The 13,785-nt window shown below is 71.5% G+C and carries 14 protein-coding genes; 10 read left to right on the top strand and 4 right to left on the bottom strand.

The features are described from left to right. Nucleotides 1–57 precede the first annotated feature (57 nt). Both ACGFIK_RS06840 and ACGFIK_RS06835 read left to right on the top strand, forming a co-directional pair. Nucleotides 58–1,260, top strand: a complete 1,203-nt coding sequence (locus tag ACGFIK_RS06840; protein ID WP_327025058.1) for an FAD-dependent oxidoreductase — start codon at nt 58–60, stop codon at nt 1,258–1,260. Between the two features lie 107 nt (nt 1,261–1,367). Continuing rightward, nucleotides 1,368–1,913, top strand: coding sequence for a dihydrofolate reductase family protein (locus ACGFIK_RS06835; RefSeq protein ID WP_327025059.1), 546 nt, complete (start codon nt 1,368–1,370; stop codon nt 1,911–1,913). A 103-nt stretch (nt 1,914–2,016) separates the two neighbouring features. On the opposite strand, the gene ACGFIK_RS06830 is transcribed toward ACGFIK_RS06835, so the two are convergent. Together ACGFIK_RS06830 and ACGFIK_RS06825 are read right to left on the bottom strand one after the other, a co-directional pair. Continuing rightward, the gene (locus ACGFIK_RS06830) at nt 2,017–2,205 is read right to left on the bottom strand and encodes a DUF397 domain-containing protein (protein ID WP_327025060.1); all 189 of its coding nucleotides are present in this window, start codon (nt 2,203–2,205) and stop codon (nt 2,017–2,019) included. After that, nucleotides 2,192–2,989 carry a helix-turn-helix transcriptional regulator gene (locus ACGFIK_RS06825; protein ID WP_327025061.1) on the bottom strand — a complete coding sequence of 266 codons (798 nt, stop codon included), beginning with the start codon at nt 2,987–2,989 and terminating at the stop codon, nt 2,192–2,194. Before ACGFIK_RS06825 ends, ACGFIK_RS06830 begins: the two co-directional genes overlap by 14 nt. Nucleotides 2,990–3,299: 310 nt before the next feature. On the opposite strand from ACGFIK_RS06825, the gene ACGFIK_RS06820 reads away from it, so the two are divergent. Continuing rightward, nucleotides 3,300–3,635, top strand: a complete 336-nt coding sequence (locus ACGFIK_RS06820; RefSeq protein WP_327025062.1) for a hypothetical protein — start codon at nt 3,300–3,302, stop codon at nt 3,633–3,635. Here the strand turns inward: ACGFIK_RS06820 and ACGFIK_RS06815 are convergent. Beyond that, entirely contained in the window at nt 3,577–4,119 is a 543-nt protein-coding gene (locus ACGFIK_RS06815) for a hypothetical protein (protein WP_327025063.1), read from the bottom strand. The two genes, ACGFIK_RS06820 and ACGFIK_RS06815, sit on opposite strands and share 59 nt — an antisense overlap. Nucleotides 4,120–4,189: 70 nt before the next feature. Here ACGFIK_RS06815 and ACGFIK_RS06810 point away from each other — a divergent pair, with 70 nt between their 5' ends. The 6 genes from ACGFIK_RS06810 to ACGFIK_RS06785 all read left to right on the top strand — a co-directional run bounded on the left by ACGFIK_RS06810 (nt 4,190) and on the right by ACGFIK_RS06785 (nt 10,932). Beyond that, nucleotides 4,190–5,068, top strand: coding sequence for a LysR family transcriptional regulator (locus ACGFIK_RS06810; protein ID WP_327025064.1), 879 nt, complete (start codon nt 4,190–4,192; stop codon nt 5,066–5,068). After that, a complete protein-coding gene (locus ACGFIK_RS06805) occupies nt 5,065–5,595 on the top strand; it encodes an RNA 2'-phosphotransferase (RefSeq protein WP_327025065.1) in 531 nt (176 codons plus the stop codon). Before ACGFIK_RS06810 ends, ACGFIK_RS06805 begins: the two co-directional genes overlap by 4 nt. Nucleotides 5,596–5,787: 192 nt before the next feature. After that, nucleotides 5,788–7,119, top strand: a complete 1,332-nt coding sequence (locus ACGFIK_RS06800) for a cellulose binding domain-containing protein (RefSeq protein ID WP_393338133.1) — start codon at nt 5,788–5,790, stop codon at nt 7,117–7,119. 325 nt (nt 7,120–7,444) lie between these two features. After that, complete coding sequence (locus ACGFIK_RS06795; RefSeq protein ID WP_393338130.1) at nt 7,445–8,158, top strand: hypothetical protein; 714 nt, start codon at nt 7,445–7,447, stop codon at nt 8,156–8,158. A 135-nt stretch (nt 8,159–8,293) separates the two neighbouring features. Continuing rightward, nucleotides 8,294–9,097, top strand: coding sequence for an RNA methyltransferase (locus tag ACGFIK_RS06790; RefSeq protein ID WP_327025067.1), 804 nt, complete (start codon nt 8,294–8,296; stop codon nt 9,095–9,097). A 14-nt stretch (nt 9,098–9,111) separates the two neighbouring features. Continuing rightward, nucleotides 9,112–10,932 carry a PucR family transcriptional regulator gene (locus tag ACGFIK_RS06785; protein WP_393338542.1) on the top strand — a complete coding sequence of 607 codons (1,821 nt, stop codon included), beginning with the start codon at nt 9,112–9,114 and terminating at the stop codon, nt 10,930–10,932. A gap of 3 nt (nt 10,933–10,935) precedes the next feature. Here ACGFIK_RS06785 and ACGFIK_RS06780 read toward each other — a convergent pair whose 3' ends face one another. Next, nucleotides 10,936–12,291, bottom strand: a complete 1,356-nt coding sequence (locus ACGFIK_RS06780) for a hypothetical protein (protein ID WP_393338127.1) — start codon at nt 12,289–12,291, stop codon at nt 10,936–10,938. An 89-nt stretch (nt 12,292–12,380) separates the two neighbouring features. Here ACGFIK_RS06780 and murD point away from each other — a divergent pair, with 89 nt between their 5' ends. Further along, a complete protein-coding gene (gene murD, locus ACGFIK_RS06775) occupies nt 12,381–13,730 on the top strand; it encodes a UDP-N-acetylmuramoyl-L-alanine--D-glutamate ligase (protein WP_393338124.1) in 1,350 nt (449 codons plus the stop codon). Nucleotides 13,731–13,785: the final 55 nt, after the last annotated feature.

Raw genomic sequence — 13,785 nt, 5'->3', positions numbered from 1 at the left:
CCGACGACCGGCCCCCAGCGGCCGGCGCGGCACCGCCCGCAGACAGGGAGTGGGAGCATGACCCATCGCATCGTCGTCCTCGGTGCCGGTTACGCCGGGGCGATCGCCGCAGGTCGCCTGGCCCGGCGACTGCACCCCGACCAGACCGAGATCACCGTCGTCAACGCCGCCGCCGACTTCGTCGAGCGGGTCCGCCTGCACCAACTCGCCGTCGGGGCGGATCTAGCCGTCCGTCCGCTGCGGGACCTCTACACCGGCACCGGGGTACGGGTCCGACTGGCCCGGGTCACCGGGGTCGATGTCGACCGCAGGATCGTCACCCTAGCCGAGGCCGACACCTCGTCCGAGATCGGCTACGACACCCTCGTCTACGCCCTGGGCAGCACCGCCGCCGAGCACCCCGGCGGCGCCGACCACGCCTACGACGTGGCCGGCGCCCAGTCCGCGCAGCGGCTGCGTGAACGCCTGGCCGCCCTGGAGGCGGGCGGCCGGGTACTGGTCGTCGGTGGGGGCCTCACCGGCCTGGAAGCGGCCACCGAGATCGCCGAGGCCCGACCTGACCTGCACGTCGCGCTCGCCACCCGGGGCGGCCTGGGTGACTGGCTGGACGAGGGGGCCCGCCGCCACCTGCGGAAGGTGTGCGACCGGCTGGGCATCACCGTCCACGAGCACACCGACATCACCGAGGTCCGGGCCACCGGCGCGGTCACCGGCACCGAGGGGCTCATCCCGGCCCAGGTGACCGTCTGGTGCGCCGGCTTCGCCGTACCCTCTCTGGTCGCCGGCATGGCCGTGCGGACCGCACCCACCGGGCAGATCCTCGTGGACGCCACCATGCGCTCGGTGTCGCACCCCGAGGTGTACGCCATCGGCGACGCCGCCTGCGCCGAGGGGCCGGGCGGCAGGCCGCTGCGGATGTCCTGCGCCTCCGGAGTCCCGATGGCCTGGCAGGCGGCGGACGCCATCGCGGCCCGGTTGACCGGTCGGCCGGTGCCCAGGATGTCGATCCGCTACTACAACCAGTGCATCAGCCTCGGCCGACGGGACGGCATCACCCAGTGGGTGACCGCCGACGACCGGGCCAGGGGGGTGCACTTCCGGGGCTGGTGGGCCGCCCGCTACAAGGAACTCGTCTGTCGGGGCGCGGCCTGGGGGGTGTCCCACCCGACGCTCATGCTGCCGACCCGTCGCCGTCGCCTCAGCCCGGCCATCGAACCCCGCCACGCCCGTCCACCGGCCCTCGAGGCCAAGGAAATTTGAGTAGGGTGTGCCGCACGGGCGGCCCGGGCAGCACGTGGTAGCTGGTCCACCAGGGTGAGTCCCCCGGAGATCATGACCACGACGACACGCGATTGGGCGGCCTGAGAATGGGACCTCTGCGGTACTCCATCAATCTCACGGTGGACGGATGCAGCGATCACCTGGCGGTGGAACCCGACGAGGAACTGCACCGCCACCACATGGAGAACCTCACCCGGGCCGATGCCCTGCTGTTCGGTCGGGTGATCTACGAGATGATGGAGCAGGCGTGGCGGCCGTCCGCTGCGGCGGTGTCCAGGCCGGAGTGGACGGAACCCTTCGCACGGACCATCGACGCGGCGAAGAAGTACGTCGTGTCGAGCACCCTGGAGCGGGTCGACTGGAACGCCGAGCTGGTGCGGGGAGATCTGCGTACCGCCGTAGAGCAGATCAAGGAGCGGTGCCCCGGCGGGGTGTTCGTCTCCGGGGTGCAGCTTCCGACGACCCTGGCCGAGCTGGGGCTGATCGACGAGTACGAGTTCGTGGTGCATCCCCGGATCGCGGGTCGCGGGCCGCGACTGTTCGAGGGGCTGGCGAAACATGTCGACCTGAAGCTGGTCGGCCGGTCCGAGTTGGCCTCCGGAGCGGCGGTGATACGGTACGCCCCGGCCTAGGTGACGACGCTCGTCCAGGCCACCCGCAACGACAACGACCCGGCCAGGCTTCTCGCGCCTGGCCGGGTCGGTCGTGTCTGACTAGGCTGATCTGCGGTACCGGTCAGTGCCGTTTGGCCAGTTCGAGGAAGGACCGCCAGGCGGTGGGGTCGAAGGCGAGCACCGGCCCGGCCGGGTCCTTGCTGTCGCGTACGGCAACCACGCCCACCAGATTGTCAGCCACCTCGACACAGTCTCCGCCGGAGGAATTGCTGCGGGTGGCCTTCCGCCAACGGGCGTCACTGAGGTCCATGCTGGCTCTCAACTTCCTTGATGAGGTCGATGGAGAGGTCTTCGGGAAGGGCGACCGTCCGCACACCCTCCCATTTGCCGAGAAGCTTAAGCACCTTCTCGTCGGTGTCAGCCGCCTCGCCGCCGAGCTGGCTGTCCAGGTGCCCGATCCAGGTGCCGTCGGGCAGCATGGCGAGCAGCAGTGGCCCGTCCAGGCCGACGTGCAGGCCGGTGCGGGCCGGGATGATGTGGATGTGGACGTGCGGTAGCTCGGTCATCCGCAGCAGATGCGCCAGTTGCTCGGCCATGATGGCGTTGGTGCGGCGTAGCGCCGCCTCGTCGATCACCGCGAAGACCTGAGGTGGGCGCTCGCGGCGCAGGATCTCCTGGCGTTCCAGTCGGGCCGCCACCTGCTGCTCGATCTCCTGCTCGGGGCAGGTGTCGTCAAACCGCAGCACCGCCCGCGCGTAGTTCTCGGTCTGAAAGAGACCCGGAATCAGGGTCGGATTGAAGTAGCGCAGTTGTTTGGCGGCGCGTTCGGCTTTCAGCCAGGGCATGAACCAGGCGGGTTGGCTGTCCTGCTGGGCGGTACGCAGCAGAGACTCGAAGAGACCGCCGGTTTCCAGGATCTCGTCCGCGCGGCGGGCGTAGGGCAGGTCCACCGGGCGGGTGCCGGTCTCCACGGCGGACACTGTGGAGGCGGAGTAGTTCGTGCGTTTGCCGAACTCCTCCTGGTTCATGCCGGCCAGGGCCCGCTGCTTGCGTAGCTGGACCCGGATCAGATCCACGCTCTGTTCACCTTCCACCGCACCCCCAGGGGCCTCGTCAAGATCGCCAACTGTCGCCGAGTGGTGGCCGTGATCCACGCAGTGTCACCGCGGTCAGGCTCGATGCGTTCCGAGGGTAGCGGTGTGATCAGCAGACTGTCACGTAAGCGGATCCGCTCCCATCCAGCAGGGACGGGGCGGGTTCTGCCCCGGGGCCGCCCCGCGCCTTCCCCCCCCCCCCCCCCCCCGCGTCGGGGTGGCCCCGGTTCCATCGCTCGCTCTGGGTGCGTTTGTTGCTGCCAGGGCGACAAGAAACGCACCCAAAGATGCCGGCCCTGGGAGGTCATAGGTGATCACCACGCGGTTGCCGGGGGCGGGCCGTGGGCCGTACCCGGATCGTCCTCGGCGGGTCGGCGCGGACCCGCCGCACACCCCGCTGCGTCCGATGTGGTGCTGCCGGGCCTGCGGGCAGCCGTGGCCGTGTGCCACCGCGCGGCTGTTGCTGCACACGGAGTACGCCCACAACCGCACCGGCCTGTCGATCTACCTGGCCGGGCTGATGTACGAGGCCATGCGCGATCTGTACCACCTCAACCCGCACGACGGCCCGGACCCGACGAGCCTGTTCAACCGGTTCCTCGGCTGGGGATCGCCGCGTGGTCCGGGGCCTGGAGGGAGTCGATGATCAGGCGTTCGACCTCCGCCCAGGTGGGTGTGGGGTGACCGTAGTCGGGGACCGGGCGGCGCTGGGGGCCGAAGAAGTACTGGTGCTCGACGGTGCCCTGGATCGCGGCGTGCACCTCGGGATGGTCGTCGACGAAGTGGGTGAGGGTCAGGTCCAGGCAGTGGGACCGCTTGTCGGCCCGAGCCCGGCAGAACCGGACCTGCCGGGGGTCGACCCCGGTGCGGGTGTAGAAGTCGTGCGCGGCCAGCCAGCGCAGGGTACGGGCCTGCACCCGGGGGCCGCACTTGGAGATCAGCCAGACCCGGCCGTCGAAGTGGGGGACCAGTCGGGCGATGGTCGCCACCGCCTCGGGTACCTCGGGGGTGGCCAGCATGGCCGCCTCGTCGCCGCTGAAGAAGGCGGTGTCGTCGCCGCTGGGATGGGCGGAGCCGTCGATGATGACCCGGCCGATGTCGATGCCGAGTCGGGGAAGGTGCGCGTTCATGTGGCCCAGCATCGGCGGCATCGGGCGTACGCAGAACTATTGTTCTTTCGCCCATCTATAGTGTGGCGTTATGACTGGGCGGGAGTTGCTGGAGGCCGACGCCCTCCGGTCGTTCGCGGTCTTCGCCGAGCACCGCAACTTCACGACCGCCGCGGCGGCGCTGCACATCAGCCAACCCGCCCTGCATGTGAAGATCCGCAAGCTGGCCACGGCCCTCGACGTGGAGCTGTACGAACGCGAGGGTCGGCGGCTCAGCCTGACCGCCGCCGGGGAGCGCCTGGCCGCGTACGCCCTGGATTGTCGGCGGCGGGCCGACGAGTTCCTGCGGGAACTGCACCACGATTCGACCCCCACCCTGACCATCGCGGCAGGTCGGGGCGCGCTGCGTTGGGTGATCGGCGAGGCGATCCGGCAGGTGGGCCGGCAGGGACGTCGGGTCAATGTGATCACCGCCGACCGGGATGCCGCGCTGGCGGCCCTGCGCGCAGGGCGGGCCGATCTGGCGGTCATCGCCCACGATCCGCCTACCCGGCAGGTCGAGGCTACCCAGATCGCCGCGTACCGGCAGGTGCTCGTGGTCGACGAGCGACACCCCCTGGCGGAGCGTCGGGCGGTCCGGCTGCGCGACCTGGACGGTCTGGACCTGGTGGTACCCCCGGCCGACCGACCGCACCGGCGGGCGCTGACCCGGGCCCTGCTCGACGCGGGCGTACGGTGGCAGGTCGCCGCCGAGGTGGACGGCTGGGACCTGCTGGTGCACCTGGCCGGGTTGGGGGTCGGCGCCACCGTGGTCAACGGGTGTGTCGAACTGCCCGACGGGCTGCGTGCCGTGCCGATCCACGGCCTGCCGCAGATCCGTTACTGGGCCACCTGGCGGCTTCCCCGTGCAGAGCTGGTGGGCGACTTTTTGGGCCAGTTCCCGCCGGTGGCCGAGCGGGCACCCCGGTGACCGGGCGGCTCACCTCGACGAGCAGGTTCCTGGCGTACGTGCTGCGGCATCGCCCGGAGGCGGTCGGGATCACCCTGGACGAGGCCGGCTGGGTGGCGGTGCAGGAGCTGCTGGCCGCGTTGGCCCGGCACGGTCGACCGGTCACCGTGGAGTTGCTGGACCACCTGGTCACCGGTACCGACAAGCAACGTTTCGAGATCCGCGCGGGTCGGATCCGGGCCGCCCAGGGCCACAGCGTCGCGGTGGACCTGCAACTGGCACCGCAGGTGCCGCCGCAGGTGCTCTATCACGGTACGGTGGCCCGTTTCCTGCCCCGCATCCGTGTCGAGGGACTGGCGCCGGGTGAGCGTACCCATGTGCATCTGTCTGCGGACGCGGAGACCGCGGCCCGGGTCGGTGCCCGCCGGGGCGAACCGGTCGTGCTGCGGGTCGACGCCGCCGGTATGCACCGTGTCGGCCTGGTCTTCTACCGGGCCGCCAACGGGGTCTGGCTGACCGCCCAGGTGCCGCCGGATTTCCTGGCCTGATCGCCACCGGTCCGTCGACTCAAGACATCCAAATGTCTTGATATGTTATCGCTCACACGATACCTTCCGAGCGGGAGCCGGGCACACACTCGACGCGTCCCCGCCGGTCCGGGATCCCGGCGAGTGGGCGAGACACCCACGGTGCAGTGGCACCTTCCGCGCGTCCGTTGCGACGCGAGATGGAGCAACAAGATGGTGAGATCCAGATCGATCTTCGGGCCCGCCGCCCTCGCGGCGTTGCTCGTGCTGAGCGTGGGCGGGGTGGCGATGGCCACCGGCCCCAGCGCGACCGCCTCGACCACCGAGGTCGGCACCCAGGCGGCCACGGCGGGCTGCGGTCGGGCCCCCGGGCTCAACAGCGGCACCCACACGATCCAGAGCAACGGCAAGAGCCGTAGCTACATCCTGCGGATCCCGGCCAACTACAACAACAACCACCCCTACCGGCTGGTGCTCGGCTTCCACTGGCGCGGCGGCTCGGCCGTCGACGTGGACACCGGGCAGACGGTGCAGCGGGACGCCTGGTCGTACTACGGGCTGCGGCAACTGGCCGACAACAGCACCATCTTCGTGGCCCCGCAGGGGCTCAACGCCGGCTGGGCCAACTCCGGCGGCGAGGACGTGACCTTCGTCGACGACCTGCTGCGGCAGGTGGAGGCGAACCTCTGCGTGGAGACCACCCAACGCTTCGCCCTGGGCTTCAGCTGGGGCGGCGGGATGAGCTACGCCCTGGCCTGCGCCCGACCCAACGTGTTCCGGGCGGTGGCCGTGTACGCCGGTGGCCTGATCAGCGGATGCAGCGGCGGCAACGGTCGGATCGCCTACTTCGGCGCCCACGGCATTCGGGACAACGTCCTCGGCATCTCCGGTGGACGGTCGCTGCGGGACCGGTTCGTCAACAACAACGGCTGCACCCCGCAGAATCCGCCCGAGCCCTCCCAGGGCAGCCTGACCCACCGCACCACCACCTACTCCGGCTGCGCGGCCGGCTACCCGGTGGTGTGGGCCGCCTTCGACGAGGGCCACATCGCCGCACCCCAGGACGGGGCGCCCGGCGACAGCGGCTCCCGCACCTGGCTGCCGGCGGAGACCTGGCGGTTCTTCACCCAGTTCGGCAGCAGCACCCCGCCGCCGCCGGACCCCACCACCCCGCCGCCCGGCCCCACCACTCCGCCGCCCGGCCCGACGACCCCGCCCCCGGGTGGTGGCGCCTGCCGGGTGGCCGTGGCGGTCAACGCCTGGAACAACGGCCTGACCCAGGACCTCACCATCACCAACACCGGTGGCAGCGCGATCAACGGCTGGTCCCTGGTGTTCACCCTGCCGGGCGGGCAGAACATCACCGGTGGCTGGAACGCCAGCTACTCGCCGACCTCCGGACAGGTGACCGCCCGCAACGTGTCGTACAACGGCAGCATCGCCCCGGGTGCCTCGGTGGCCATCGGCTTCCAGGCCACCCACACCGGCAACTCCGCGAGACCCTCCTCGTACACCCTCAACGGCGCCACCTGCACCCTCGCCTGACCACCCCGGACCTGACCGACGTCCCGGGCCACGCCGCCTGCGTGGCCCGGGACGCTGGGCTGGTCGGCTGGCCTGGTCGGCTGGGCTGGTCGGTCGGGCTGGTCGGTCGGGTGATCGACTCCGTTTCGCCGTAACGGCGGTGTCCGACGGCTGCGGACCCCGCCGTTACGGCGTAACGGCGATCGCCGGCCCTCGCGGACCCCGCCGTTTCGTCGATACGGCGCGCGTCGGCGCTGCTGGGGCGCGGGCGTCGTGCCGGGGCCGTCCACTGGGGGGCGGCACGCTAACATTGCCGCGTCTTGAGACGGCTGCGGAGCGAGGCTGTATGGGGTGGCTCCAGCGTGTGCTGGGTGGGCGGCGGGTCGAGCACGATCCGGGTCGACAAGAGGCACTGCTAGAAGAGGTCCGGCACCGGTACGGCCTCCGCGTCCAGGTCGGCCTGCACGACCAGATCAAGGCGATCACGCAGCTGCTGGACGATGAGGACGGTCTGCTGGTAGCCATCCGGATCGTGCGTGAGGTCGCCGAGGCGGCCCACTCGGATCTCCAGGCTCAGGCCGCCGACCTGCACCGGCGTAACGGTTACCGGTTGGTGGTCGATCGGCGCAACTACCGTCCGTTGTGGCGGGAAGCCGGGCGGGCGCTGCGATGGCCGCTGTTCGATCCGCCGGGTGGCCTGCATCCGTACGTGCAGGTGGCCGCGGCGGTCACGGTGATCGGCGACCGCGCGGCCCGGGTCGTGAAGATCACCGACCCCGCGCCGGTCCTGGCCTCGGTCTTCGAGCTGTTCGACCTCGTCACCGCCGGTTGGGAGTACGGCCGGGTCCGGCCGGACACCAACGGGGCCGAGCTGGTCCTGCGGCTGATCTCTGCCGCGCAGCAGATCAACGCGGCGTGGCCGGATCCGCCGCCGTTGCCGCAGTCGGTCCGGGAACTGATGCGCCGGAACAACACCACCAACGTGTACGACCCCACCGTCGACCGGGTGGTAGGTGGGATCAATCTCGGCGGGGAACTGCGGCCGGCCCTGCTGTCCTGATCGCGGTCAGCACACCGGGCCGGTCATATCCGGCTGTGGCAGAGCCGCGTCTCGGCGGCTGACTGCTGCTTGTTAACAGGGGACCCCTGCTCTACCGCAGACGTTAAGAAGGGGCCCTTCCTTACACTCGGGCGGGTGGAGCTGATCACCGAGCCGGACGACGAGCGGATCGCCGACTATCGCGCGCTGACCGACGTGGAGTTGCGTACCCGTTGGGAGCCCCCGCATGGGCTGTTCATCGCCGAGGGGGAGTTGGTGCTGCGCCGGGCCCTGCGGGCCGGCTACCCGGCCCGGTCGTACCTGGTCGACGCCAAGCGGGTGGACCAACTCGCCGACCTGGACACCGGTGAGGCCCCGGTGTACGCCGCCACCCCCGAGGTGCTGCGGGAGGCCACCGGCTTCCATGTGCACCGGGGAGTGCTCGCCTCCTTCCGGCGCAAACCACTGCCCGAGGCCGCCGAGGTGCTGGCCACCGCCCGCCGGGCGGTCATCCTCGAAGACGTCAACAATCACACCAATCTGGGCGCGATCTTCCGGGCGGTCGCCGCGCTCGGGGTGGACGCCGTGCTGCTCTCACCGTCCTGCGCCGACCCCCTCTACCGGCGCAGCGTACGGGTCAGCATGGGGGAGGTGTTCGCGGTGCCGTACGCGAAACTGGACCCCTGGCCGACCGCGCTGGCCCAGGTACGCGACGCCGGTTTCACCGTGCTGGCGATGACCCCGGCCCCGGACGCGGTGCCCATCCAGCGACTGACCCCGGCTCAGCGGGCCCGGGCCGCGCTGCTGCTGGGTGCCGAGGGGGCCGGGCTGACCACGGCGGCGATGCAAGCCAGCGACGTGCGGGTGGTCATCCCGATGCGGCGCGGTGTCGACTCGTTGAATGTCGCCGCCGCCACCGCGGTGGCCTGCTGGGAACTCGGCCGCGACGATCCCCTCTGACCTGACCTGCGGTTATCGGAGGGCAAATCACGGACGGTAACGTGTCGCGGGTGTTCCCCACCGTACGCGAGGTCCTGGCCCTGGACCCGGTCCGCCGTGGCGCCCCGCGTCTGGTAGCCGGAGAGGTGGGTTTGGACCGACCGGTGCGCTGGGTGCACGTGGCCGAGGTACCCGACATCGCCACCCTGCTGGGCGGTGGTGAACTGGTGCTCACCACCGGCATCGGGTTGCCGGCCGACGACGCCGGACTGCGGGCCTTCATCGCCGACCTGGCCGGGGTAGGCGTCTCCGGACTGGTGGTGGAACTGGGCCGCCGCTACCTGACCGGGGTACCCAGGGTGATGGCCGCCGCCGCCGGACGACACGGCCTGCCCCTGGTGGAACTGCGCCGGGCCACCCCCTTCGTGCGGATCACCGAGGCGGTGCACGCCCTGATCGTGGACGCCCAGCTAGCCGAGTTGCGGGCCACCGAGGAGATCCACCAGCGGTTCACCGACCTGTCCGTGGAGGGCGCCGAACCGGACGAGGTGATCCGGCAGGCCGCCGAACTGTCCGGCTGCCCGGTGGTGCTGGAGAACCTGTCCCGCCAGGTGCTCGCCTACGACCCGGCGGGGGAGAACGCCGAACTGCTGCTGGACGGATGGGAGCAACACTCCCGACGGATCCGACCCACCGGGCGTACGGCGTACGACCCGGACAGCGGCTGGCTGGTCACCATGGTCGGCGCCCGGGGCGAGGACTGGGGTCGGCTGCTGCTGCGCTGGCCGGGCGGCGTCCACCTCAGCGGCCCGGGTGGCGTCGAGGTTGACGGGCCGGGGGAGGGCGACCCGGACGGGGCGGAGGACCCGAGGCCCGGCCCGGCCGTGCCGCCGACCCGGCTGACCATCCTGGTGGAGCGGGCCGCGTCCACCCTGGCCCTGGGCCGACTGATCCGCCGGGACACCGAAGGGTGGGTACGGCAGATCCACCGCACCCTGCTCACCGCCCTGATGGACCGCACCCGGCCGGTCGACGAGGTGGCCCTGCGGGCCCGGGCGCTGGGGCTGGTGCTGGACCGTCGGCACCTGGTCGGGGTGGTGGTCCGGCCGCGCGGCGACGACCCGACCGGGGAGTACGGCCCATCGACCGAACCGGCCGGTGAGCCCGGGTCGGCCGGTGCCGATGCCGGGGCGGGCCGACTGCGGGACCTGGCCGAGACGGTCGGGCAGGCGCTGCGCGAGGCGAACCTGACCGGCCTGACCAGCGCCATGGACGACCAGGCGGTCGGGGTGCTGCTGGCTCTGGCCGACCCGGCGGCGGAGGATCGGGCCCTGACGGCCTTCGCCGCCGCCCTGCGACGCGCCCGCCCCGACCTCCGCCTACCCGAGCCGCGCCGCCCCGGCGGCGGGGGCCTGGTCATCGCCGCCGGTTCCGGGGTGGGCAGTCTGCGGGAGGCCGGTCGATCCCTGATGGAGGCCCGGCAGGTAGCCGAGGCGGCCCGGCGGGACCGGCGGGACCTGCCGATCTTCCGGCTGCCGCATGTCGGGCTCGCCGGGCTGCTGCACCTGCTGCGCGACGAGCCGCGCCTGCAGACCTTCGTCGAACGCGAGCTGGGTGCCCTGCTGGCGTACGACGCCCGGCACCCCCGGGAGCACCTGCTCGGCACCCTGCGGGCGTACCTGGAGCAGGGGCGGAACAAGTCGGCGGCGGCCACCGCGGCGCACCTGTCCCGGCCGGCCTTCTACGAACGGCTGGCCCGGATCAGTCGCATCCTCGACGCCGACCTGGACTCGGTCGACACCTGCCTCTCCCTGCATGTGGCCCTGCTGGCCCTGGACGCCATCCGCGCCCCCTGACACTCACCCGGTCAGGGAGTGCAGGGCCTTGGCGTAGACGGGCGGGACGTAAGAGGGGCCGCCGCCCGGGGTGAAGGTGTCGGAGGTGGCGGCGGTGGCCCAGGCGCTGTCCGGAACGGCCGCGACCAGGGCGGTCACCACCGGAGTGTCCCGCCAGTGCGGCTGCTGGGCCAGCAGGCTCAACGCCACCACGGACTCCTCCACCTCACCGACACACTCGAAGGGCTTGTGCCCGTCCACCCCGAGCAGTTCCCGGTAACCCGGGATCTGGGTGGGGTCGGCGAGCAGGTCACCACCGAAGATGTGGGTGATCCGCTCCCGGGACATGAACGGGGCCAGGGCCAGGAAGACGAACCGGCACTTCGGGCAGTCACGGCACCAGCGTTCGCTGGCGTCCCGCAGCTTGAAGGCGGCGTTGCAACTGGTCACCACGTCGTCGTACCGGTCGATGGTGGCGAACAGTCGGGCGATGTGCAGCTCCGACAGCGGACGCAGCAGCGAGAAGTACGGCTCGGTCAGCCCGGCGTGCTCTGCCAGGGCTCCCCGCAGCAGCCCCTCGGCTGCCACCCCCTTCGACCACTGGTGGTTGATCTCGTGACCGTTCCAGATCAGGTTCGGATCCGACGCCGAACGCTCGTTGGACATCACCACCGGGCCCAGGCCGTGCAGCACCGCCGTGGCGACCGCGATCAGCGAGTTGATCGCGGTGACCGGGATGTGCCCGTTGCGGGCCCCGGCCGCGTTCAGCTCGAACAGCACCGGATCCAGGCGGCGCCGCGCCGCCAGCGCGGGGAGCCCGGAGGCGGCGTTCACCGCCTTGATCACATGGTTCGGGTTGACCGAGAAGGGCACCGGGTCCAGACCGGCCCGACGCAGGGCCTCCAGACTGACGATGGAGTCCTTGCCACCGCCGACCGCCGACAACGGACGCCGGTCGGAGTTGTCGTACTCGGCGGGAGGGCGCACCCGGCCGGGCGGGATCTGCGGGGTCAACTCCAGCACGTACGGCAGCTGGTTGCGGTAGGCGTACTCCGCCAGGCCCTTGGTGTAGACGGCGGTGACGAACTCGGCGGCGGCCGGGCCGAGCGGCGCCGGCAGCACGATCTGCCCCGGCGCGGCGGCCTTGTAGTAGCTGACCCCGGCCACCACGTGCAGCAGCTCCAGCACCCGGCCGAGGGCCGCCACGGCCGCATCCGAGGGGGACTGCTCGGGCACCGGCAGCGTGATCACCTCGGTGAACCGCTGTTCGCCGTCCGGGCCGGTCAGCGCGTAGTCGAACAGCGCCTCACCGGTGGAGAGGTCGATCGAGTAGGACGGGAAGGTGAACGCGTCCATCCGCGCCAGTTGCGTGTTGGGCACACGCCATACTAGGCCCTGGTTCGTCCGGCCGTGCCCGGCTCCGCCGTACCGTGTCCCTGCTCCACCGCCGTCGCCCCCGAGGAGAAGCTGTGCGCCTGTCTGACCTGCGCGGACGTTCCGTCGCCGTCTGGGGGGCCGGCCGGGAGGGCCGGGCCGCCGTGATCGCGATCGCCGCCCACGGGCCGGCGGAGCTGGTCGCCGTGGACGACAGCGCCAACTTCCTCACCCTGCCCTGGGAGGGGCCCCTGGCCGAGGCCGCCCCGCTGGTCACCGGCGAGGAGGGCTTCGAGCGGCTGGCCGCCGCCGAGGTGGTGGTCCGCTCGCCGGGGGTGCCGCAGACCCATCCCTGGCTGGTGGAGCTGCGCCGCCGGGGGGCCACGATCACCCAGGGCACCGCCCTGTGGATGGCCGACCACGCGGCACGCACCGTGGGGGTGACCGGCAGCAAGGGCAAGAGCACCACCTCCAGCCTGATCAGTCACCTGCTGAACGCGATGGACCGCCCCAACGTCTTCGGCGGCAACATCGGGGTACCGACCCTGGACCTGCCGGAGGCGGAGCTGTACGTGCTGGAGCTGTCCAGCTACCAGTGCAGCGACCTGACCGACTCGCCCCGGGTCGCCGTGGTCACCGCCCTGTTCCCGGAGCACCTGGACGCCCACGGCGGCGAACAGGAGTACTACCGGGACAAGCTCAACCTGCTGCAGTACGGGCCGCAGACCGTGGTGGTCAACGGCGCGGACCCCCGACTGGCGGTCGAGTTGGGCGACCGGGCCGTCATCCGGGCCGGCGCGGCCGACTCGGTGAACGTGGCCGCCGGGCCGGACGGCACACCCTGGTTCCACCTGGTCGACCGGCCGCTGTTCCCCCGGGCGGTACTGCCGCTGGTCGGGCGGCACAACGAGGGCAACCTCTGCGTGGCCCTGGCGGTGCTCGACGCCCTGGGGGTGGACATCGTCGGGCGCAAGGACGCCCTGGCGGTGGCGGTGGCCGAGTTTCAGGGCCTGGCCCACCGGCTGACCGAGATCGTCGACCCCTCCGGCCTGACCTTCGTCGACGACACCCTGGCCACCAGCCCGTACGCCGCCATGCACGCCATCGACGCGTACGACGGCCGCCCGTTGACCGTGATCGTCGGGGGCAACGACCGAGGCGTCGACTACACCCCCCTGCGGGAGCACCTGGCCGAGCGGGAACTGACCGTCATCGGCATCCCGGACAGCGGCCCCCGCATCATCCAAACCCTGACCGGCCTCCCCAAGGTGCGTACCGAACTGGTGGACGACCTCACCGAAGCCGTCCAACTGGCCCGCCAGCTGACCCCACCCAACGGCGTCGTCCTCCTCTCCCCAGCCGCCCCCAGCTACGGCCGCTTCCGCAACTTCGAACACCGCTCCGAAGTCTTCGCCGAAGCCATCCAAACCACCACCCACCCCTGACCCACCCCGGGCCTCCGGCCCTTCCCCCCGTTGATCATGAGGTTGGCCGGTGGTT

The organism is Micromonospora sp. NPDC048871 (assembly GCF_043198155.1).
In the GTDB taxonomy this organism is placed as follows: Bacteria; Actinomycetota; Actinomycetes; order Mycobacteriales; family Micromonosporaceae; genus Micromonospora.
The sequence above is the reverse complement of the archived record's forward strand: the minus strand, read 5'-3'. Positions and strand labels throughout refer to the sequence as shown.

Bases quoted from the DNA above. Each gene is read 5' to 3' on its own strand.
- ACGFIK_RS06830 (WP_327025060.1), bottom strand. From the start codon at position 2,205: ATGGACCTCAGTGACGCCCGTTGGCGGAAGGCCACCCGCAGCAATTCC.
- ACGFIK_RS06795 (WP_393338130.1), top strand. From the start codon at position 7,445: ATGGGGTGGCTCCAGCGTGTGCTGGGTGGGCGGCGGGTCGAGCACGAT.
- ACGFIK_RS06810 (WP_327025064.1), top strand. From the start codon at position 4,190: ATGACTGGGCGGGAGTTGCTGGAGGCCGACGCCCTCCGGTCGTTCGCG.
- ACGFIK_RS06800 (WP_393338133.1), top strand. From the start codon at position 5,788: ATGGTGAGATCCAGATCGATCTTCGGGCCCGCCGCCCTCGCGGCGTTG.
- ACGFIK_RS06815 (WP_327025063.1), bottom strand. From the start codon at position 4,119: ATGAACGCGCACCTTCCCCGACTCGGCATCGACATCGGCCGGGTCATC.
- ACGFIK_RS06840 (WP_327025058.1), top strand. From the start codon at position 58: ATGACCCATCGCATCGTCGTCCTCGGTGCCGGTTACGCCGGGGCGATC.
- ACGFIK_RS06835 (WP_327025059.1), top strand. From the start codon at position 1,368: ATGGGACCTCTGCGGTACTCCATCAATCTCACGGTGGACGGATGCAGC.